The sequence below is a fragment of the Paenarthrobacter sp. AT5 genome, assembly GCF_032764245.1.
Lineage (GTDB): Bacteria > Actinomycetota > Actinomycetes > Actinomycetales > Micrococcaceae > Arthrobacter > Arthrobacter ureafaciens.
In genome coordinates this window covers 297170-314680 of the sequence record NZ_CP136441.1, presented here as the reverse complement: position 1 = coordinate 314680, position 17511 = coordinate 297170, and the positions used below count along the sequence as shown (strand labels likewise).

At 62.4% G+C, this 17511-nt stretch carries 19 protein-coding genes; 13 read left to right on the top strand and 6 right to left on the bottom strand.

Annotation, left to right across the window (positions count from 1 at the left end):
- Positions 1-164: 164 nt before the first annotated feature.
- The 6 genes from RI444_RS01545 (at position 165) to RI444_RS01520 (ending at position 5431) form a co-directional block, all read left to right on the top strand.
- On the top strand, positions 165-593 hold the full coding sequence (locus tag RI444_RS01545) for a hypothetical protein (RefSeq protein WP_021471234.1): 429 nt from the start codon (positions 165-167) through the stop codon (positions 591-593).
- A gap of 23 nt (positions 594-616) precedes the next feature.
- The gene (locus tag RI444_RS01540) at positions 617-826 is read left to right on the top strand and encodes a hypothetical protein (protein ID WP_069696046.1); all 210 of its coding nucleotides are present in this window, start codon (positions 617-619) and stop codon (positions 824-826) included.
- A gap of 499 nt (positions 827-1325) precedes the next feature.
- Entirely contained in the window at positions 1326-2114 is a 789-nt protein-coding gene (locus tag RI444_RS01535) for a DeoR/GlpR family DNA-binding transcription regulator (protein WP_069696045.1), read from the top strand.
- A complete protein-coding gene (locus RI444_RS01530) occupies positions 2111-3097 on the top strand; it encodes a 1-phosphofructokinase family hexose kinase (RefSeq protein WP_069696044.1) in 987 nt (328 codons plus the stop codon). The genes RI444_RS01535 and RI444_RS01530 overlap by 4 nt, the downstream gene beginning before the upstream one ends.
- A 2-nt stretch (positions 3098-3099) precedes the next feature.
- Positions 3100-5127: a fructose-specific PTS transporter subunit EIIC gene (locus tag RI444_RS01525; protein ID WP_021471237.1), complete on the top strand. Its 2028-nt coding sequence runs from the start codon at positions 3100-3102 to the stop codon at positions 5125-5127.
- 28 nt (positions 5128-5155) lie between these two features.
- A complete protein-coding gene (locus RI444_RS01520) occupies positions 5156-5431 on the top strand; it encodes an HPr family phosphocarrier protein (protein WP_021471238.1) in 276 nt (91 codons plus the stop codon).
- Between the two features lie 79 nt (positions 5432-5510).
- Here the strand turns inward: RI444_RS01520 and RI444_RS01515 are convergent, their stop codons facing one another.
- Positions 5511-6467 (bottom strand): DNA topoisomerase IB, encoded by a 957-nt coding sequence (locus RI444_RS01515; protein WP_021471239.1) that lies wholly within the window; start codon positions 6465-6467, stop codon positions 5511-5513.
- 44 nt (positions 6468-6511) lie between these two features.
- Positions 6512-6991: a Dps family protein gene (locus tag RI444_RS01510; RefSeq protein ID WP_021471240.1), complete on the bottom strand. Its 480-nt coding sequence runs from the start codon at positions 6989-6991 to the stop codon at positions 6512-6514.
- Positions 6992-7304: 313 nt separating this feature from the next.
- Here RI444_RS01510 and RI444_RS01505 point away from each other — a divergent pair, with 313 nt between their 5' ends.
- The 4 genes from RI444_RS01505 to RI444_RS01490 all read left to right on the top strand — a co-directional run bounded on the left by RI444_RS01505 (position 7305) and on the right by RI444_RS01490 (position 9182).
- Positions 7305-7475 (top strand): hypothetical protein, encoded by a 171-nt coding sequence (locus RI444_RS01505; RefSeq protein WP_164888678.1) that lies wholly within the window; start codon positions 7305-7307, stop codon positions 7473-7475.
- A 141-nt stretch (positions 7476-7616) separates the two neighbouring features.
- Complete coding sequence (locus RI444_RS01500) at positions 7617-8132, top strand: DUF6328 family protein (RefSeq protein WP_021471242.1); 516 nt, start codon at positions 7617-7619, stop codon at positions 8130-8132.
- 3 nt (positions 8133-8135) lie between these two features.
- Positions 8136-8846 (top strand): DUF6766 family protein, encoded by a 711-nt coding sequence (locus RI444_RS01495; RefSeq protein ID WP_316963860.1) that lies wholly within the window; start codon positions 8136-8138, stop codon positions 8844-8846.
- Positions 8847-8915: 69 nt separating this feature from the next.
- Positions 8916-9182 carry a Rho termination factor N-terminal domain-containing protein gene (locus RI444_RS01490; protein WP_021471244.1) on the top strand — a complete coding sequence of 89 codons (267 nt, stop codon included), beginning with the start codon at positions 8916-8918 and terminating at the stop codon, positions 9180-9182.
- A 97-nt stretch (positions 9183-9279) separates the two neighbouring features.
- Here RI444_RS01490 and RI444_RS01485 read toward each other — a convergent pair whose 3' ends face one another.
- Entirely contained in the window at positions 9280-10164 is an 885-nt protein-coding gene (locus tag RI444_RS01485; protein WP_062094697.1) for a Ku protein, read from the bottom strand.
- A gap of 38 nt (positions 10165-10202) precedes the next feature.
- On the opposite strand from RI444_RS01485, the gene RI444_RS01480 reads away from it, so the two are divergent.
- Positions 10203-12722 (top strand): ATP-dependent DNA ligase, encoded by a 2520-nt coding sequence (locus RI444_RS01480; RefSeq protein WP_207605229.1) that lies wholly within the window; start codon positions 10203-10205, stop codon positions 12720-12722.
- 71 nt (positions 12723-12793) lie between these two features.
- Here RI444_RS01480 and RI444_RS01475 read toward each other — a convergent pair whose 3' ends face one another.
- Both RI444_RS01475 and RI444_RS01470 read right to left on the bottom strand, forming a co-directional pair.
- Positions 12794-13054 carry a hypothetical protein gene (locus tag RI444_RS01475; RefSeq protein ID WP_207605230.1) on the bottom strand — a complete coding sequence of 87 codons (261 nt, stop codon included), beginning with the start codon at positions 13052-13054 and terminating at the stop codon, positions 12794-12796.
- Between the two features lie 45 nt (positions 13055-13099).
- On the bottom strand, positions 13100-13297 hold the full coding sequence (locus tag RI444_RS01470) for a hypothetical protein (RefSeq protein ID WP_062094694.1): 198 nt from the start codon (positions 13295-13297) through the stop codon (positions 13100-13102).
- Positions 13298-13565: 268 nt separating this feature from the next.
- On the opposite strand from RI444_RS01470, the gene RI444_RS01465 reads away from it, so the two are divergent.
- Complete coding sequence (locus RI444_RS01465; RefSeq protein WP_021471249.1) at positions 13566-14336, top strand: putative protein N(5)-glutamine methyltransferase; 771 nt, start codon at positions 13566-13568, stop codon at positions 14334-14336.
- A 275-nt stretch (positions 14337-14611) separates the two neighbouring features.
- Positions 14612-16234, top strand: coding sequence for an MFS transporter (locus tag RI444_RS01460; RefSeq protein ID WP_021471250.1), 1623 nt, complete (start codon positions 14612-14614; stop codon positions 16232-16234).
- A gap of 116 nt (positions 16235-16350) precedes the next feature.
- Here the strand turns inward: RI444_RS01460 and RI444_RS01455 are convergent, their stop codons facing one another.
- On the bottom strand, positions 16351-17505 hold the full coding sequence (locus RI444_RS01455) for a fumarylacetoacetate hydrolase family protein (protein WP_062094690.1): 1155 nt from the start codon (positions 17503-17505) through the stop codon (positions 16351-16353).
- Between the last annotated feature and the right edge of the window lie 6 nt (positions 17506-17511).

Sequence of the window (17511 nt, the reverse complement as noted above, 5' to 3'; positions counted from 1 at the left end):
GCTCCCATAGTAGGAGTGTCCGGTTCCGTGAGGTTAGGTGTTGGCAAAATCCTTGCATCTGCTGTGCGCCTATGTGCACAATCTAGCTACAGTCCGCGTTGACGGACCCGGCTTCACAGCTCATGCAGACGGGCGCCCAGCATCACTGTGCAAAGGTGCGTCCCATGCCCGCCCAGCCGGCTTCGAGAGTTCCCGACGAAGCGCATCAGCCCCCTGACGAGCCCCTGTGGTGTTCCCGGTGCGATTCCGACCAGTTCCTGCAGGTCAACTCGATCCAGTCGCACTACCCGCCCGCGCCCAACATGGTGAATGTCAGCTACGAATGCGCTGCATGCCGCTACATCTACTCTCAGCTGGCCAGTGTCCAAAAGGTAGCCATCATCGTCAACCGCCCGGGCTCACCTCAGGGCATGTTGAAGTTCGGCGGCCAGTACCTCCACTGCGGGGAGCCCATGAAAACGCGCAGTTGCGAGCTTCGACGCATCGAGGCGACCTTGGCCCTGGGAAAGGGCCAGCCCCAGTCTTACGAGGTCCACCTCAACACACGCATCCTTGGGTGCAAATGTGGCTTCCGGATGGAGATTCCGGACTAAACCGGTCAAAAGGGAAGAGTGACATGCAAACAGAGAAGCGCAGGACAGAGCCACGGGTTGCCAGCTCCGAACCCCGGTCAGGGCTCAAGCACAAGCTGCCGGATCCGCCCGATCCGGACAACCTCCCCATCGACTATCTTGGAGCCGGCTGGGATTCCAGCAGCTTCCCCTCAGCGACACCCCGGACATTGCGGCCGCAGCACTATGTCCGTGGCCGGAGCACCAAGCCATGAGTGAAGCGCACGGAGAGGGTACTGCTGCGCGGAGTCCCGGACCGGAAGACCCACCCGTGCCAACGCGGGAGCCAAGTCCCACTCCTGAGCCCGTTCCCCTCCCCGAGCCCGGCCCTCCGCCGGTTCCTGAGCCGACGCCGGAACGGGAACCCGGGGATTCGCCGCCGGAGTAGCCAAAGAAACGAGGTCACAACCGGCCGGGTTTGCCCGGTCGGCTGAGATGACCATTCAGAACAACCCATGGACCGGATCCTGGTAAATCCCCCAGTCAGGATCCCAAAGAGGGCATGTCGCACTACAGGGAGTGCGACATGCCCTTGCTGCGTTCCCACACATTCCCACCTGCTCCCACCTACAGATCTGTGTTTATGTGGCTTTACCCTTGACGAACCCACATAAACAAAGATAGAGTCAAGCAATTCCACATTAGTTGTGACAGTCATCACGGCAGTGGAACCAACGAATCAACCGACTCGAAGCTTTACGCAATGGAGGGTAAGTGTTCGCCGAAGAGCGCCAGCAACTGATCTCCGCACTCGTTACAGAGCGTGGACGGGTGAGCGTCACTGAGCTGGCGGACCGATTCAGCATCACCACCGAAACCGTCCGGCGCGACCTGGCGGCACTGGAAGTTTCAGGCAACCTCAGGCGCGTCCACGGCGGGGCAGTCCCGTCCGACAAGTTGAGCACGCGCGAAGAAAGCATTCAGGAACGCGCCATCAAGCGCAAGGCGGAAAAGCTGCGCATTGCCGCTGCGGCGTTGGCCATGATCCCGGACTTTTCCTCGGGCAGCGTCCTTTTGGATGCAGGGTCCACCACGGAAACCCTGGCGGACCTGCTGGCCCAGCAGCCCGCGGCGAACGGTTCGGACGAGCTTGTAGTCATTACGAACGCCATGCCCATCGCCGGCAAACTCTCCACCGTCGCCGGAATCTCCCTGCAGGTTCTTGGCGGTCGGGTCCGCGGCCTGACGCAGGCCGCCGTCGGGCAGTCCACCGTGGAGGCCGCCCTCCGCCTCCGCCCTGACATTGCCTTCATCGGCACCAACGGCCTCCACGCCGGGTTCGGTCTCAGCACCCCCGACCCGGAGGAGGCCGCCGTCAAGGCCGCCTTCGTGACCTCGGCCCGCCGCGTGGTAGCCCTCGCCGACTCTTCCAAGCTGGACACGGAGACCCTGGTCCAGTTCGCCACCCTGAAGGATGTGGACACGTTGATAACTGACAACGAACCCCCTGCCGATCTTGCAGCTGCCCTGGCAGAAGCCGGCGTTGACGTGGTGGTCGCATGATCGTCACCTTTACGGCGAATCCGAGCCTGGACCGCACCGTGGAACTTCCCGCGGCACTTGCCCGGGGCGAGGTACAGCGCGCCCTCCACGTCCACCAGGAATCCGGCGGCAAAGGCGTGAACGTTTCCCGCGCCCTGGTGGCATCGGGACTTGAAACGGTGGCCGTTCTTCCCGGCGCCGATGCGGATCCCGTCCTTGCCGGACTTCACGACGCAAAAGTTCCGTTTGCGGCCTTGCCCATCGGCCAGGCGCTGCGCAGCAACGTCACGCTCACCGAGCCGGACGGCGTCACCACAAAGATCAACGAGCCCGGCCCGGAGTTGAGCGACGAACAGCAGGAGGCCCTGATCGGGTTGCTGCTGGACCGCTCCCGTGGCGCCAGCTGGGTGGTCCTCGCCGGTTCGCTCCCACCAGGAGTGCCGGCCGATTACTACGCCACAATTGCACGGCGGCTTCGCTCCCGCGCCGATGGCACGGAAGCTCCCGGCATCGCCATCGACTCCTCAGGAGCGCCGCTGGCGGCTGCCGTGAAAGCCGACGCTGCAGGAAAGCCGGACCTCCTCAAGCCCAACGCCGAGGAACTTGCGGAACTCGCAGCCGCAGCAGGCTTCGCAAGTGTCTCCACGGCTGAGGAACTCGAAGCGGACCCGGCCAAGGCGGCACAAGCAGCCGCCGCCGTCGTCGAAAGCGGTGTGGGCGCTGTCCTCGCAACGCTTGGGTCCAAGGGCGCCGTCCTTGTGACCGCAGAGGGTGCGTGGCTGGCCACGCACCCGCCCATCCAAGCAGTCAGCACAGTAGGTGCCGGCGATTCGTCCCTTGCCGGCTACCTGCTGGCTGCAACCCAAGGCCGTTCCCCGCAGGACTGCCTTCGTCAAGCCGTGGCACATGGTGCCGCTGCCGCATCGCTGCCGGGCTCCACTGTCCCGGCAGTCCACCAGACAACCCCAGACGCCGTAACCATCACGGCCCTCCAGAAGGACTAACAGTGACCCAGCTGATCACACCCCAATTGGTCACCCTCGACCAGAACCTGGGCGACTCCCCCGCCGACGTCATCCGCGTCCTGGCCGGCAAGGTTGCCGCCTCCGGCCGGGCTTCCGAAGTGGAGGGCCTCTTTGCCGACGCCTTTGCCCGCGAGCAGAAGACTGCCACCGGCGTACCCGGCGGGATTGCCATCCCGCATTGCCGTTCGGCCGCTGTCACCGAGCCCGCCCTGGCCATGGCACGCCTGGCCCACAAAGTGGACTTCGGCGCCAAGGACGGCCCTGCGGACTTGATCTTCTTCATCGCAGCCCCGGACGGCGCGGACCAGGAGCACCTGAAGCTTCTCTCCAAGCTCGCCCGTTCCCTCATCAAGAAGGACTTCACGGCCGCACTGCGTGCTGCCTCCTCTGAGCAGGAGATCGTTGAGCTCGTTGACGGCGCCCTTGCTGACAAGCCGGCCGCGCACGCTGCTCCGGCACCTGCTGCAGCGGCCGCACCTGCCGCCGCTGAAAGCACGACGGCGGCTACCGGACCCAAGCGCCTCGTGGCCGTCACCGCCTGCCCCACCGGAATTGCGCACACGTACATGGCAGCCGACTCGCTGGTTGCCGCCGCACAGGAGGCCGGCGTAGACCTGCAGGTGGAGACCCAGGGTTCCTCCGGCGCCAAACCGCTGGACCCGGCGGTGATTGCCGCGGCAGACGCGGTGATCTTCGCCGTCGACGTCGACGTTCGCGGCAAGGAGCGCTTCGCCGGCAAGCCGGTCATCAACGCGCCAGTCAAGCGTGGCATCGACGAGCCCGCCAAGATGGTGCAGGAAGCCCTCGCGGCCGCCGACGATCCGCACGCACGCCGCGTCCCCCACTTCGGTGCGGAGGAGCAGGCCGAGCGCGAAGCCGAAGAAAAGGGTGAGCACATCGGGCAGAAGCTCAAGCGTGCCCTCTTGACCGGTGTCTCCTACATGATCCCGTTCGTCGCAGGCGGCGGCCTTTTGATCGCCCTTGGGTTCCTGCTGGGCGGCTACGACATCACGGCCGTGGCGGACAAGGTGGTGCTGGAGAACAACCTCGGCAACCTGCCCGAAGGCGGCCTGGCCATCTACCTCGGCGCAGTGGCATTCAAGATCGGTGCCCTTTCCATTGGCTTCCTGGTGCCGGCGCTGGCCGGTTACATTGCCTACGGCATCGCCGACCGTCCCGGCATCGCACCCGGCTTCACGGCCGGTGCCGTGGCCGGATTCATGGGCGCAGGGTTCCTCGGCGGCTTGGTGGGCGGCCTCCTGGCGGGCGTCGTGGCGCACTGGATCGGCACGTGGCAGGTGCCCCGCTGGCTCCGTGGGCTCATGCCTGTGGTCATCATTCCGTTGCTCGGATCGATCGTCGCTTCCGGCCTGATGTTCCTTGTGCTGGGCGGCCCCATCAAGAACCTGACGGACGGCTTGAACGCATGGCTTTCCGGCATGACCGGCGCGTCGGCAGTGGTCCTTGGCATCATCCTCGGCCTCATGATGTGCTTCGATCTTGGCGGCCCCGTCAACAAGGTGGCCTACTCCTTCGCAGTTGCCGGACTGGGTGCGGGCGCAGTTGCCAACCAGGCTCCGTGGCAGATCATGGCAACCGTGATGGCTGCCGGCATGGTTCCGCCGCTGGCAATGGCACTCGCCACCCTGATCGACAAGAAGCGTTTCAGCCTCGCCGAGCGTGAGAACGGCAAGGCGGCGTGGCTGCTGGGTGCCTCGTTCATCTCCGAAGGCGCCATCCCCTTCGCGGCCGCCGACCCGCTCCGCGTCATCCCCGCCAGCATGGTGGGCGGCGCACTGACCGGCGCCCTGTGCATGGCAACCGGAGTGACGTCCCAGGCTCCGCACGGCGGAATCTTCGTCTTCTTCGCCATCGGAAACCTGCCGATGTTCGTCATCTCGATTCTGGCAGGCACCGTGGTTTCGGCCCTCATCGTGGTGGCCCTCAAGCGCTGGGCCGTTCGCAAGCCAGCCGCGGCCGAGGCCGAAGCAGTTCCCGCAACCGTCTAAACGTCCCCAAACCACCAAGGAGTAAGAAATGACCGAACGTACCGCCACCATTGCCAGCCGTGTGGGCCTCCACGCCCGCCCTGCGGCCATCTTCGCCGAGGCTGCCGGCGAGCTCGACCTTGAGGTGACCATCGCCCGCCAGGGAGAGCCTGCCGACGAAGCCATGGACGCTGCCAGCATCCTTTCGCTCATGAGCCTTGGTGCCGAGCACGGTGACGTGGTGGTTCTTCGCGCAGAGGGCGAGGGTGCAGATGCTGCCTTGGAGAACCTCGTGAAGATCCTCGAAACGGACCACGACGCCTAAGCACACCTCCTGACCAGGAAGCCTGGCCGTACCCGGAAGGGTGCTGCCAGGCTTCTTTCTTGTCTACAGCGGCAGTCAGTCAGGTTTGCTTTGCGATGAGGAACTCGGCAATGGAGGGCTCGGTGGGCTTCACGTCCATGAGTTCGCCGGACAGATATGCCTCCACGATCCGCGGGTCCACGTACGACGTACGAGCCACGGTGGGCGTGTTGCCCAGCAACTCGGCCGCCTCCTTCATGGCCCTCACCAATGCCTGCGGACGGGTCATGGTGCCTTCCGTTTTCAAGAGGCATAGCGCCGCTGCTGCGGTCCCCTTCCACGTGCGGAAGTCCTTGGAACTGTAGGCCTCCCCCGCGATGCTGCGGAGGTACTCGTTGACCATGGAGCCATCCAAGGGAACCCACGAGCCGTTGGCCTTGTAAGCCAACAGCCGCTCCTTGCCCGGCCTGCGTGAGAGTGGCTCAAGGAAAGCGGCCAACGCCGGATCATTGATGGAGGTGTCCCACCATTGGCCGCTCTTGCCGGGAAACTTCAGGCCGACGGCGTTTTCCTTGACGCGCGCGTGGCGGCACCGCAGGGTTGTCAGTCCGTAGGACCCGTTCTGCTTCATGTAGCTTTCAGATCCGATCCTCAATGCTCCAAGGTCCATGAGCCGGACAGCGGCCGCCAGGGTTTGCTGCCTGGGATCGGAAGTGTCTTTCAAGTGCAACGTCACGGCGCGGCGGATGGACGGGAAAGCAGAGCCCAGTTCGGCTGCGCGTTGGAACTTCTCGTTGTCCTTACGCTCCCGCCACCGGGGGTGGTAGATGTACTGGCTCCGCCCGGCCGCGTCCACCCCGGTGGCCTGGATATGGGCGTTTTCGTACGGGCTGATCCAGACGTCGGTCCATGCAGGAGGGATCGCCAGCGCATTGATGCGCTGGCGATCCTCTTTGTCCAGCAATGTCCCGTCGGGATGCCGGTAGCTGAACCCTTTACCGGAGCGGCGCCGCACGATGCCCGGCTTGGAAAGATCACTCCGCCGTAGCCTGACCATGGTTGCTCCGCCTGTCCGGTTGGGCCGCGTTGATGCTTTGTCGTTTATGCTTCGTCCGGGTCCGTCACGCTGGCGTTGGCGCCCATGATTTCGGCGTTGATCATCCAGACCAGCTGCTCAAGGCGGGCGATGAACTCGTGGAGGAGGTCCGCCGTCGTGGGGTCTTCCTCATCCACTTCGTCGTGTACGTCGCGCATGGTCTGGACTGCCCGTTCCACGCGTTCGGTAACCAGTTTGACGGCGTCCTTGGTGTTGACCAGGCCGCCGGGGAATTCCTCCAGGCGGGTGCCCTTGGCGATTGTGGAGCTACGGCCGTCCGGCAGGGCGTGCAGGGCACGCATGCGCTCGGCGGTGTCGTCGGCGAACTGGCGGGTGGCGAGGACCAACTCGTCCAGCTGGAGGTGCAGGTCCCTGAAGTTGGGCCCCACGATATTCCAGTGGGCCTGCTTGCCCTGGAGCTGGAGTTCGATGAGGTCTGTCAGGACGACCTGAAGGTTGTCTGCGAGCTGCTGTGACGCTTTCATGTGTTCCTCTCTTTGACGGCCATTGAACGACAAACCGACACCGCCAACCGCTCTGCGGAAAATCGGTCAATCATCAGGTGACGACTTCCATAAGACTTTCATAAGGATGCTTAGTAGTACAATGGAGAGTGTCGCTGTTCACAACTGGCGAACTTCGCACCAGCGAGGATCGGTTTTCGACGGCGGCACTGGCACCTTGGGAGCTGGAGGGGTTTTCAGGTACCGGCATAACTCAATCGAAGTAACAGGAAATGCATAGTCAGGAACCCGGTAAATTTCATTCCGGGTTCACGCAGAAAGGAATGTGCTGACCATGAACACGCTTCTGATCATTGCTGGTGTTGTGGCAATTGTTTTTCTTCTGGTGGGCGGTTTCTCCTCAGCCCTCAACTGGCTCCTCTGGGTGGGCATCGTCCTCCTGGTAGTCGCAGCCATCGGGTGGCTTCTCAGCTTCATGTCCGGACGCAGGGGCCACACCGTTTAGGCGTACGCCACCATCAATCCACGCCGGCGCAGGATGCCGGAAAGCCTTGAACATCCGTCTACCGCGAGGGCTGTTCCAGCAGCAGCGCAGCTGACTGCAGGGGCAGTCCTCCGGCGCACTATACCCGCTGGAGGTGCCTGAATGGCAGAGTCCGATCCGGTCGCCCGCACCGGGAGGAATGAATCCACAGAGGAGCGGATGGACCGCAACTGGATGGAACTGATCCAGGAACTGCGCGTCCTGCAGACAGGCGTGCAGATCCTGGGCGGCTTCCTCCTGACGCTGCCGTTCCAGGAGCGCTTCGAGGAACTCGACGAGTGGCAGGTCACTCTCTATCTCTGCAACGTCCTCGTTGCTGCACTGACCACCATCCTCATAGTGATGCCCGTCAGTGTGCATCGGCGTCTCTTCCGCAGGGGCCTGAAGGCCGCCCTCGTGTCCAATGCGGATCTGGTGACCAAACTTGCCCTGGGCGGCGTGGCCCTGCTGATCGTGGGCTCGGCCGCGCTGGTTTTCGATGTGACAATAGGGCGCACCGCAGGCCTGGTCACCGGCGGGACCATTATTTTGATTGTCCTGGTCATCGTTGTGGGAATGCCTTTCTGGATTCTTCGACGCGCCGTGCACAACAACAACGGGAACTCCCCTCAGGAGTGAGTCATGCTCAAACCGACCAAGCACTCCGAACCGTCAACCGACCTCCGTCCCAATCGGAATTGGCTGAAGGACCACGGCCTGCTGCTTGCCAACGCGGGCCTGTTCGTCGCATTCCTGGGCGGCATGATCATCTCCGGGGCGAAGACTTACAGCGAAGAGCAGCAAACCCACGGAGGATCCCCGGTAGGCATCCTTGAATACATCACCACCGGCGACTTCGTTGAGGCCGTCTTTGAAAACTGGGAGTCCGAGTTCCTGCAGATGGCCATGTACGTGGTCCTCACGGTCTTCCTGTTCCAACGGGGTTCCTCGGAATCAAAGCCCGTGGACAAGGCTGCTCCCCAGGATGAAGATCCCAGGGACGCTGGAAAGTCAGCCAAAACCCCGTGGCCTGTGCGCCGGGGTGGCTGGGTACTGAAGATCTATGAGCACTCCCTGTCGGCGCTTCTTGGCATCCTGTTCCTGGCTTCCTTCACGCTGCATGCCATCGGCGGCACGTCCGCCTATAACGAAGAACAACTCAGCCATGGCCAAGCCACTGTATCCGTCTGGGAGTACCTCGGCTCCAGCCAGTTCTGGTTCGAGTCATTCCAGAACTGGCAAAGCGAATTCCTGGCCGTGGCCGTACTGGTGGGAGCTTCCGCCTACCTCCGCGAACGTGGCTCTCCCGAATCCAAACCCGTTGCCGAACCGCACTACGAAACGGGTGCCTGACAAACGCAGTCGCCTGACAAACGCAGTCGCCTGACAAACGCAGTCGCGCCCAAAGAAAGGATCAGCATCATGCCGGAAAAGAAGAATCCAAGCCTGAAGGATCCGGAGCTTTACGAAGAACTCCGCGATGACGGGGCTTCCAAGGAAAAGGCCGCGCGGATTTCCAATGCCGCTGCCGCCAAGGGACGGAAGGAAGTGGGACGCAAGGGCGGGAAGTCCGGCGACTACGACGATTGGACCGTGGACAAACTCAAGTCCCGCGCCAAGGAACTCGGATTGAAAGGGTATTCGGACAAGAAGAAGTCCGAACTCATTTCAATGCTCCGGAATCACTGACCCCAACCCATGTAAGTAGCAGTAGATGCCTTTTTGGGCGTTCAAAACGGCATCTACTGCGACCTGGTTGGGAGAGGCCGGGGATAACGACGTCGGATCACGCCTTTTTCTTGGCACGCGCCTTTGGCTTACTGGCAGTTGTGGTCGATTTGCTGGTTTTGCTTGCGGCAGCCTCGTCGTCGGACGCTTTTTCCTTGCCGCGCTTTTTGTCCAGGCTCCGCTTCAGCGCTTCCATCAGGTCGATGACGTCGCCGCCCTCGGCTTCGCCTTCCGTGGCACCGAAGGTGGCCTCCGTATCCAACGCCTCACCCTTTTCAAGCTTGGCCTCAATCAACGTTCGGAGCTGGACCTGGTAGTCGTCGGTGTATTCGTCGGGGTCGAAATCGTGCGCCATGGATTCAACAAGCGCGGAAGACATCTCCAATTCCTTGTCCGAAATCTTGATATCGGTTTCAAGGGAGGGGAACTTGGCTTCCCTGACCTCATCTCCCCACAGCAGCGCCTGCAGCAACAGGACGTCGCCACGCACACGCAGTGCTCCCAACCGCGTCTTCTGGCGGAGGGCGTACTGGACAATGGCGATCCTGTCCGTATCTTCCAGCGTTTGCCGCAGGAGCATGTAGGCCTTGGGGGACTTGGAATCCGGTTCGAGGAAATAGCTTCGCTCATACATGATCGGGTCCAACTGTTCGGCAGGGATAAACTCCACTACCTCGATTTCCCGGCTATTCTCTTCAGGCAGGGATTTCAGTTCCCCTGCCGTAAGGACTACCGTTCGCCCTTCTTCTTCGTAGGCTTTATCAATGTCCTCATAAGCCACAACTTCACCGCAAATTTCGCATTTGCGCTGGTAACGAATCCGTCCGCCGTCCTTGTTGTGCACTTGGTGAAGGCTTATGTCATGGTCCTCCGTGGCACTGTAGAGCTTGACTGGTACGTTGACCAGACCGAACGCGATAGATCCCTTCCAGATGGCCCTCATGAACCCAGTCAACAGCACAAGGCAACGGAGGAGAAGAGGTGGCAGGAAAGCAGAAGGAGCGTGTCGTCGTTGAGGGTCATGAGCTGACCCTCACGAACCTGGGCAAAATCATCTACCCGGAGACCGGCACCACCAAGGCCGAAGTGCTGGCCTACTACGCCGCGGTTGCCCCGTACCTGATCCCCGCGGCAGCCAACCGGCCCGTGACGCGCAAGCGCTGGGTGAACGGCGTTGGAACGGCAGAAAACCCGGGCGAGGTCTTCTTCCAAAAGAACCTGGAAGACTCGGCGCCCAGGTGGATTCCGCGGGTCACCATTCACCATTCGGACCACGCCAATGTCTACCCCATGGTCAACAACCTCGCCACGCTGACGTGGATGGCGCAGATCGCGTCATTGGAAATCCACGTACCGCAGTGGCAGGTGGACCCTGCAGGCAATCCGTTGCGCCCTGACCGCTTTGTCCTCGACCTCGATCCCGGGCCGGGCGCAGGCCTGCCCGAATGCGTTGAAGTTGCCCGGCTGGCCCGGTCCATCCTTCAGGACATGGGCATGGAGCCGGTGCCGGTCACCAGTGGCAGCAAGGGCATCCACCTCTACACGGGCTTGGAGGGAACGCTGAAGTCGGAGCAGGTCTCCGCCTTCGCTCACGAACTTGCCCGGGCATTGGAATCGGACCACCCGGCGTTGGTTGTGAGTGACATGAAGAAGTCCCTCCGCAAGGGAAAAGTCCTGGTTGACTGGAGCCAGAACAGCGGCAACAAGACCACGATTGTCCCGTACTCCCTGCGCGGCAAGGCGCATCCCACCGTCGCCGCTCCGAGGACCTGGGCGGAGCTTGAAGACCCGGACCTGGACCACCTCGACTACACCGAAGTGATGGAACGGGTCAGCACTGGCGAGGACTTCTTCGCGCCGATTTCCGGCCGGCACCTCCCGCCGCACGGTGAAAACGACGACGTCGGAAGGCCGGGTTCCGCGTCATCGGATGCGAACCCGGGTGGTCGGGAGAAGCTGACGGTGGAGGGCCGCCTGTCCAAGTACGTAGGAATGCGTGATCCGGGCAAGACCCCGGAACCTTTCCCGTCGTCGTCCGGTCCTTCCGTAGGCGACGCGTCCCGGAGGTCGTCCGAACAGCCCAAGCCCGGAGACCCTGCCCCGCCCGGCGGTATCTTCGTCATCCAGGAACACCATGCCCGGCGATACCACTTGGACCTGCGCCTGGAGCGGGACGGAGTACTGGCCTCATGGGCGCTGCCGCGCGGCGTCCCGGAAACGCCGGACCGGAACAACCTTGCCGTGCATACCGAAGACCACCCCATGGAGTACGCCGATTTTGCGGGTGTCATCCCCAAAGGCGAGTACGGCGCAGGGACCATGACCATCTGGGACCGCGGCGAATACACGTGCGAAAAATGGCGCGAAGGCAAGGAAGTGATCGCCACCCTCACGGGGGAACCAGGCGGTGGCTTGGGCGGAACAAAGCGGCTCGCCCTCATCAACACCGGCGACCGTTGGCTCATCCACCTCATGAAGGAACAGCCCGGAGGCCGCAGGGCGCCCAAAGCGGCACCAGAACCACCCAAACCCGGACCGATGCAGGACTATGCGCCGATGCTGGCGACGTCGGGCACCACCGATGATCTGCACGGAGGTGACTGGCTCTACGAACTCAAATGGGATGGCATCCGCGCCATCATCACCGGAACCGAAGGCAAAATCCGGCTGATGAGCCGCAACGGCAACGACCTCACGGCCACCTACCCTGAGCTGACGGACCGGTCCTGTTGGCCCGACGGCGACTTCGTGGCGGACGGCGAAATAGTTGCCCTCGGGAAGGGTTCGCGGCCCGACTTCGGCTTGCTCCAGCAGCGCATGAACCTCGTCAAAGCCGGGGACATTGAGCGGGCCCGGGCTTCGGTTCCCGTGCAACTGATGCTTTTCGACCTTTTGTACGACGACGGCGCGGACCTCACCGGGCTGCCCTTCCGCGGCCGGAGGGAGCGGCTCGCAGCCTTTGCCGAACGCCTGACTGGCGGTCGCCCGCTTCATTTGTCCGAGGTACTGGACCATGATGTGGACGACCTCCTGCATGTGGCGTCCGATCTCAAGCTGGAAGGCGTGATGGCCAAGAAGGCCGGGAGCCGCTACTCCCCCGGGCGGCGCAGCCGGGCGTGGATCAAGCTGAAGCTCGAACAGAGCCAGGAGGTAGTGGTTGGAGGCTGGCGTCCGGGCGCCGGAGCCCGGAGCGGAACGTTCGGCTCGCTCCTCCTGGGGGTCCCCCGTGACGGGAAGCTGCATTACGTGGGACGCGTGGGCACCGGCTTCAAGGACTGGCAGCTGAAGGAGATCGTGGGCAAGCTCGAGGCCCGTGCCGCGGAGGAATCGCCCTTCCTCGATATTCCGCGCGAGGATGCCGCGGGCGCACGGTGGGTGGATCCGGAGCTTGTGGCTGAGGTGACTTTCGGGGAGTGGACCGGCCCGGGCCGTTTGCGGCACCCGGTGTGGCGGGGTTGGCGGCCGGACAAGTCTCCTGAGGACGTGAACCAGCCCAACTGACTGGCAATAGGGGTTGTTCTGAGCGCTCAGAGCAACCACAAATGCCAGTCAGTTGGGCTGGAAAGTGGTGATTAGGAGGAGTGCGGCATCTGCGGTCGGCTGGTCCGGTGGATCGCTGTCACAGCTGCGCCTTGTCCCATCCGGCCGTGGGCCTGGTTGCGGTCCTTGGGATGACGTTTCTTGCCGTTTCCGTCCGGCCACTGCCTCGTTTGTCCGGTGCCGAGGGTTGCCACGATGGCGGTCGGCTCAGGCATGGGGGCCATGTCCATGGACTCCACCAAATGGCTTGCTACCTCGGGGTTGATGCTGCCGGATTCTTGATTGGCGGTCATGGTTCTTCCTTTCTCCTATGAAACGAAGGGACTTCAATTTTAGGCCTACCAGCGGACCTTTTTCATGGTCTTGGCCTGCTTTCCGCTGGCGTGCGTTGGCTTGTGGCCCTTGCCGGTGCTTTTCCAGCCATCGGGGGTGCCGCCGCCGGATTTGCTGGCGAGCATGGCCCTCTGGGCGTCGGTCAGTTTGGACTTAATGCCGCCCGAGGCGGCTTGGTTGTTGTCGGGGGTGTTGGCAGTCATTAGTGAACTCCTCAAAGGTTTTACAATCCTGGAGAGGCGCACGAACCACGGCGTCACGGTGCGATCATGATGTAAAAGAGGCGACAACGGGAACGGCATGGAGGCAGGGCCTCAACAGGCGTGGATTTTTGTCGGGTGAAACTCGGCGGCGCACAAAGGCACAGGCCGGTTTACTCAAAAATCAGTGTTCCCATGCGTCACACCTTAGCTACCTTGCCCGGTGTTTGTGAACCCCTCCGGGCACCGTGATTTTGTTAGCATGACCCCAATGTCTCCGGATCCCGCCGTCGTCCAAGCGCTTCGTGCCGCCGGCTGCGTCTTCGCTGAAGAGGAAGCCGGGCTGCTCATGGAAGCCGCCCGGAGCGATGAAGACTTCGCGTCGATGGTGCAGCAGCGCATCAGCGGGATACCCCTTGAACACATCCTGGGGTGGGCCGAATTCTGCGGACGCCGCATGGTGGTGGAGACGGGCGTTTTCGTGCCGCGGCGTCGCACGGAGTTCCTGGTGCGTCAGGCGGCCTTGGTCGCCGAGCCGGGCGCTGTCGTCGTCGATCTTTGCTGCGGTTCGGGCGCTATTGGCGCTGCCTTGGGCGACCTGCTGGGCAGTTGCCAGCTGTACGGCGCGGACATCGACCCCCTGGCTGCCGCATGCGCCGCCCGGAACATCGGCCCGCGTGGCGGCCAGGTATTCCAGGGTGACCTGTTCGAGCCACTGCCCCCGGAACTTCGGGGCCGCGTGGACGTCCTGATGGTCAACGCCCCTTATGTTCCCACAGGCTCGATCGCCATGATGCCGTCTGAGGCCCGCCTTCACGAACCGATGGTAGCGCTCGACGGCGGAGGTGACGGTTTGGACGTCCAGCGTCGCGTCGTGAGGGACTCTCCGGAGTGGTTGTCGCCCGGTGGAGCACTGCTGATTGAGACCTCGGACGTACAGGCGTCGGCGACCGCCGCGTTGATGGTCGGCGTGGGGCTCCGGGCGAGCGTCCTTTTCGATGGGGATCTTGGGGCAACGGTGGTCCTCGGACGGTGGCCCTAAGGGTGCAATAGGTTAGCTTTCGCGGTGAAAAAGCTGCCGTTTGATGTACTTCACTAAACAATTTGATAACGGCATGCGGCCGGCACCTACTTCCCTGTTATGACGGGGCAAAACCGGGCAAAGAGAAGTAAGTTTGCTTAGCAATACGTACCCCGAAGTGGCCCCAAAACCCGATCCCAACTCGGATTGGTGGGCAAAACCGCGTAAAATTGAACACCTGCCCAGAGCGGGGCAGCAGAAGTCGCAAGCAAATGACCTCCCTAGGAGAAGCCCAAATGCCCATAGACCAAAGCAACACCGTCTCTCCGGACGGCGCAAGGAACGCCTCCGGAAACAAGGTAGCGGCAGGCCACGAACCGGCCGCTGCGAAAGTTGGTAAAAGCACCAAAATGCCGAAGCTTCGGACGAAGCGCCGGTTGAAGGAATCCGACGTGAACGTCGTGAACCAGCCGATGCTGAAGAAAGCACTCGGCGGCACTATCGTCGGCAACACTATGGAATGGTACGACGTAGGTGTCTTCGGCTACCTGATCACCACCATGGGACCCGTTTTCCTCCCGGAAGCTGACCCGTCCGTCCAGACCCTCTTCCTTCTGGGTACGTTCGCCGCCACCTTCATCGCCCGCCCGCTCGGCGGTGTGGTCTTCGGTTGGCTCGGCGACAAAATCGGCCGCCAGAAGGTACTCGCAGCAACACTGATGCTGATGGCGGCAAGTACGTTCGCCGTCGGACTCCTGCCCGGCTATGCGCAGATCGGTATCTGGGCAGCCGCGCTCCTGGTGATCCTCAAGCTCGTCCAGGGCTTCTCGACCGGCGGTGAATACGCCGGGGCAACCACGTTCGTGAGCGAATACGCACCGGACAAGCGCCGCGGCTTCTTCGCGAGCTTCCTGGACATGGGCAGCTACATCGGCTTCGCGCTCGGTGCCGCCCTGGTGTCAGTCCTGCAGCTCACGCTGGGACAGGCAGCCATGGAGGAATGGGGCTGGAGGATTCCGTTCCTGGTAGCCGGCCCCCTGGGCATCATCGCCGTGTACTTCCGGACGAAGATCGAGGAATCCCCGCAGTTCCAGGCAACCCTGGACGCCCAGGAAGCCCTCGCAAAGGACGCTGCTTCGCATGACGTGCACGTGGCCAAGGGCCCGATCGGCATCATCAAGGCCTACTGGCGCCAGATCCTGCTGGCCATGATTCTTGCCGCAGCAGCCAACACCGTTGGCTACGCACTGACCTCGTACATGCCCACATACCTGACGGACTCCAAGGGCTACGACCCCGTCCACGGCACCTTGCTGACCATCCCGGTCCTGGTGATCATGGCCCTCTGCATTCCGCTGACCGGCAAGCTTTCCGACCGCATCGGTCGCCGCCCCGTGCTGTGGATCGGCGCAGGCAGCACGGTCGTCTTCTCCATTCCTGCCTTCATGCTCATTGGCATCGGAGACGTATGGTCAACGCTGTTCGGCCTCGCCCTGATCGCCTTCCCCGTGACGTTCTACGTATCCAACCTGGCCTCGGCTCTGCCGGCCCTGTTCCCCACGTCCAGCCGTTACGGCGGAATGGGCATTGCCTACAACTTCTCGGTAGCGATCTTCGGCGGCACCACCCCGTTCATCGTGCAGGGCCTGATCGAAGGTACCGGTGACGACATGATGCCGGCGTACTACCTGATGGCAACGTCCATTGTTGGCGGGATCGCGATCTTCTTCCTGCGTGAATCCGCGAAGCGTCCGCTTCCGGGCTCCATGCCCAGCGTGGATACCGAGGCCGAAGCCCGTGAACTCGTGGAAACCCAGGACAGCAACCCGCTCATCAACCTGAACGAGATGCCGTTCGATGGCCAGCCCGTCAGCGATGTGGCCTTTGGCCGGGACAAGAAGGACCTGACACCTGCTTAGGACTTACTTGCCTGCGACTTCTGCGCGCGTACCCGATAGTTCGCGGTAACCGAACCGCCCACCGTAGCCACCAACCACAAGGCGCTCTCCTTGAGGTTGGTGGCTACGGCTGTTAACTAAACCTTTTTCACTCCAGCCAGATAGCTAAACAAAGCCCCGATCCCAAAAGTCCACGGCTCCATGTCTTCCGTGGCATGGACCTGGTTCACCAGCGTTCCAAGCTGCGCACTGCTAATGGTTACAACATCAGCGTTCTTATGGGTGAAGCCGAGCCCTTCCGCGTCGCGGTCCTGTGTGGGGGCGAAAAGCGTTCCGGTAAAAAGGGCAAAACCGTCCGGGTATTGGTGGTGCCGGCCGTGCGCAGCAGTTACGAGTTCCTCGAAGGGACGGCTGATCCGGCTAAGGCTGTTCCGGCCCTCAAGACGGTAACCGTCCACCCCTTCCACAGTCAGGGCTATCTCTTCGGTGCGAAGGGACTCCAACGTGAATCCGCCATGGAACAGCCGGATGAACGGGCCAACCGCGCACGAGGCATTGTTGTCCTTGGCCATTCCCAACAGGAGGGCACTTCGCCCTTCCACGTCCCGGAGATTCACATCATTGCCGAGCGCAGCGCCCTTGACCCTGCCTGCGGAATCGACCATGAGGACGAGTTCCGGTTCGGGATTGTTCCACGAAGAAAACGCGGGAATACCAACGCCGGAACCGTAACCCACGGCTGACAACACAGGAGCTTTAGTAAATACCTCCGGATCCGGGCCAAGCCCCACCTCCAAGTACTGGGACCACATGCCTTGGGCGGCCAGGATTTTCTTGGCCTCCAGGGCCTGTTTGGATCCGGGACGGACAGAAGCCAAACCGCCGTCGAGGGCTTTGTTGACGCTCTTCCTTACTTCCGCAGCACGGTTGAAGTCACCTTCGCACCGTTCCTCGATGACACGTTCCACCATGCTCTCCACGAAGGTCACGCCGCAGGCTTTAATCACCTGCAGGTCCAAGGGCGCCAGAAGGAAAGGGAGGTTGCGGTCCCCTGTCGCGGAGTTTTGGACCACCTCTTCCAGTGCCCATGGAAGAACATTCGAGCCACTGCTGAGAACCAGGTCCGCGGGATCGTCGTTTTCCAGGAGTTCCGAGACAGTGCCGAACATCGGGGTCAGGTCCACAAGTTCCTCACCCCGGACCGCCACTACCCGCGGGCCTTGGCTATTCGGATCCCAGATTCGCCCAACCAGCACGGAGTCCGCGCCGTCCGATGGCAGGATGTCCGGCATGTTTGA

Excerpts from the sequence above, each read along its gene's own strand:
- RI444_RS01455 (WP_062094690.1), bottom strand. The coding sequence starts at position 17,505 with ATGCCGGACATCCTGCCATCGGACGGCGCGGACTCCGTGCTGGTTGGG.
- RI444_RS01465 (WP_021471249.1), top strand. The coding sequence starts at position 13,566 with ATGTCTCCGGATCCCGCCGTCGTCCAAGCGCTTCGTGCCGCCGGCTGC.
- RI444_RS01530 (WP_069696044.1), top strand. The coding sequence starts at position 2,111 with ATGATCGTCACCTTTACGGCGAATCCGAGCCTGGACCGCACCGTGGAA.
- RI444_RS01490 (WP_021471244.1), top strand. The coding sequence starts at position 8,916 with ATGCCGGAAAAGAAGAATCCAAGCCTGAAGGATCCGGAGCTTTACGAA.
- RI444_RS01505 (WP_164888678.1), top strand. The coding sequence starts at position 7,305 with ATGAACACGCTTCTGATCATTGCTGGTGTTGTGGCAATTGTTTTTCTT.
- RI444_RS01515 (WP_021471239.1), bottom strand. The coding sequence starts at position 6,467 with ATGGTCAGGCTACGGCGGAGTGATCTTTCCAAGCCGGGCATCGTGCGG.
- RI444_RS01520 (WP_021471238.1), top strand. The coding sequence starts at position 5,156 with ATGACCGAACGTACCGCCACCATTGCCAGCCGTGTGGGCCTCCACGCC.
- RI444_RS01460 (WP_021471250.1), top strand. The coding sequence starts at position 14,612 with ATGCCCATAGACCAAAGCAACACCGTCTCTCCGGACGGCGCAAGGAAC.
- RI444_RS01475 (WP_207605230.1), bottom strand. The coding sequence starts at position 13,054 with ATGACCGCCAATCAAGAATCCGGCAGCATCAACCCCGAGGTAGCAAGC.
- RI444_RS01500 (WP_021471242.1), top strand. The coding sequence starts at position 7,617 with ATGGCAGAGTCCGATCCGGTCGCCCGCACCGGGAGGAATGAATCCACA.
- RI444_RS01545 (WP_021471234.1), top strand. The coding sequence starts at position 165 with ATGCCCGCCCAGCCGGCTTCGAGAGTTCCCGACGAAGCGCATCAGCCC.
- RI444_RS01510 (WP_021471240.1), bottom strand. The coding sequence starts at position 6,991 with ATGAAAGCGTCACAGCAGCTCGCAGACAACCTTCAGGTCGTCCTGACA.
- RI444_RS01485 (WP_062094697.1), bottom strand. The coding sequence starts at position 10,164 with ATGAGGGCCATCTGGAAGGGATCTATCGCGTTCGGTCTGGTCAACGTA.
- RI444_RS01470 (WP_062094694.1), bottom strand. The coding sequence starts at position 13,297 with ATGACTGCCAACACCCCCGACAACAACCAAGCCGCCTCGGGCGGCATT.
- RI444_RS01540 (WP_069696046.1), top strand. The coding sequence starts at position 617 with ATGCAAACAGAGAAGCGCAGGACAGAGCCACGGGTTGCCAGCTCCGAA.
- RI444_RS01495 (WP_316963860.1), top strand. The coding sequence starts at position 8,136 with ATGCTCAAACCGACCAAGCACTCCGAACCGTCAACCGACCTCCGTCCC.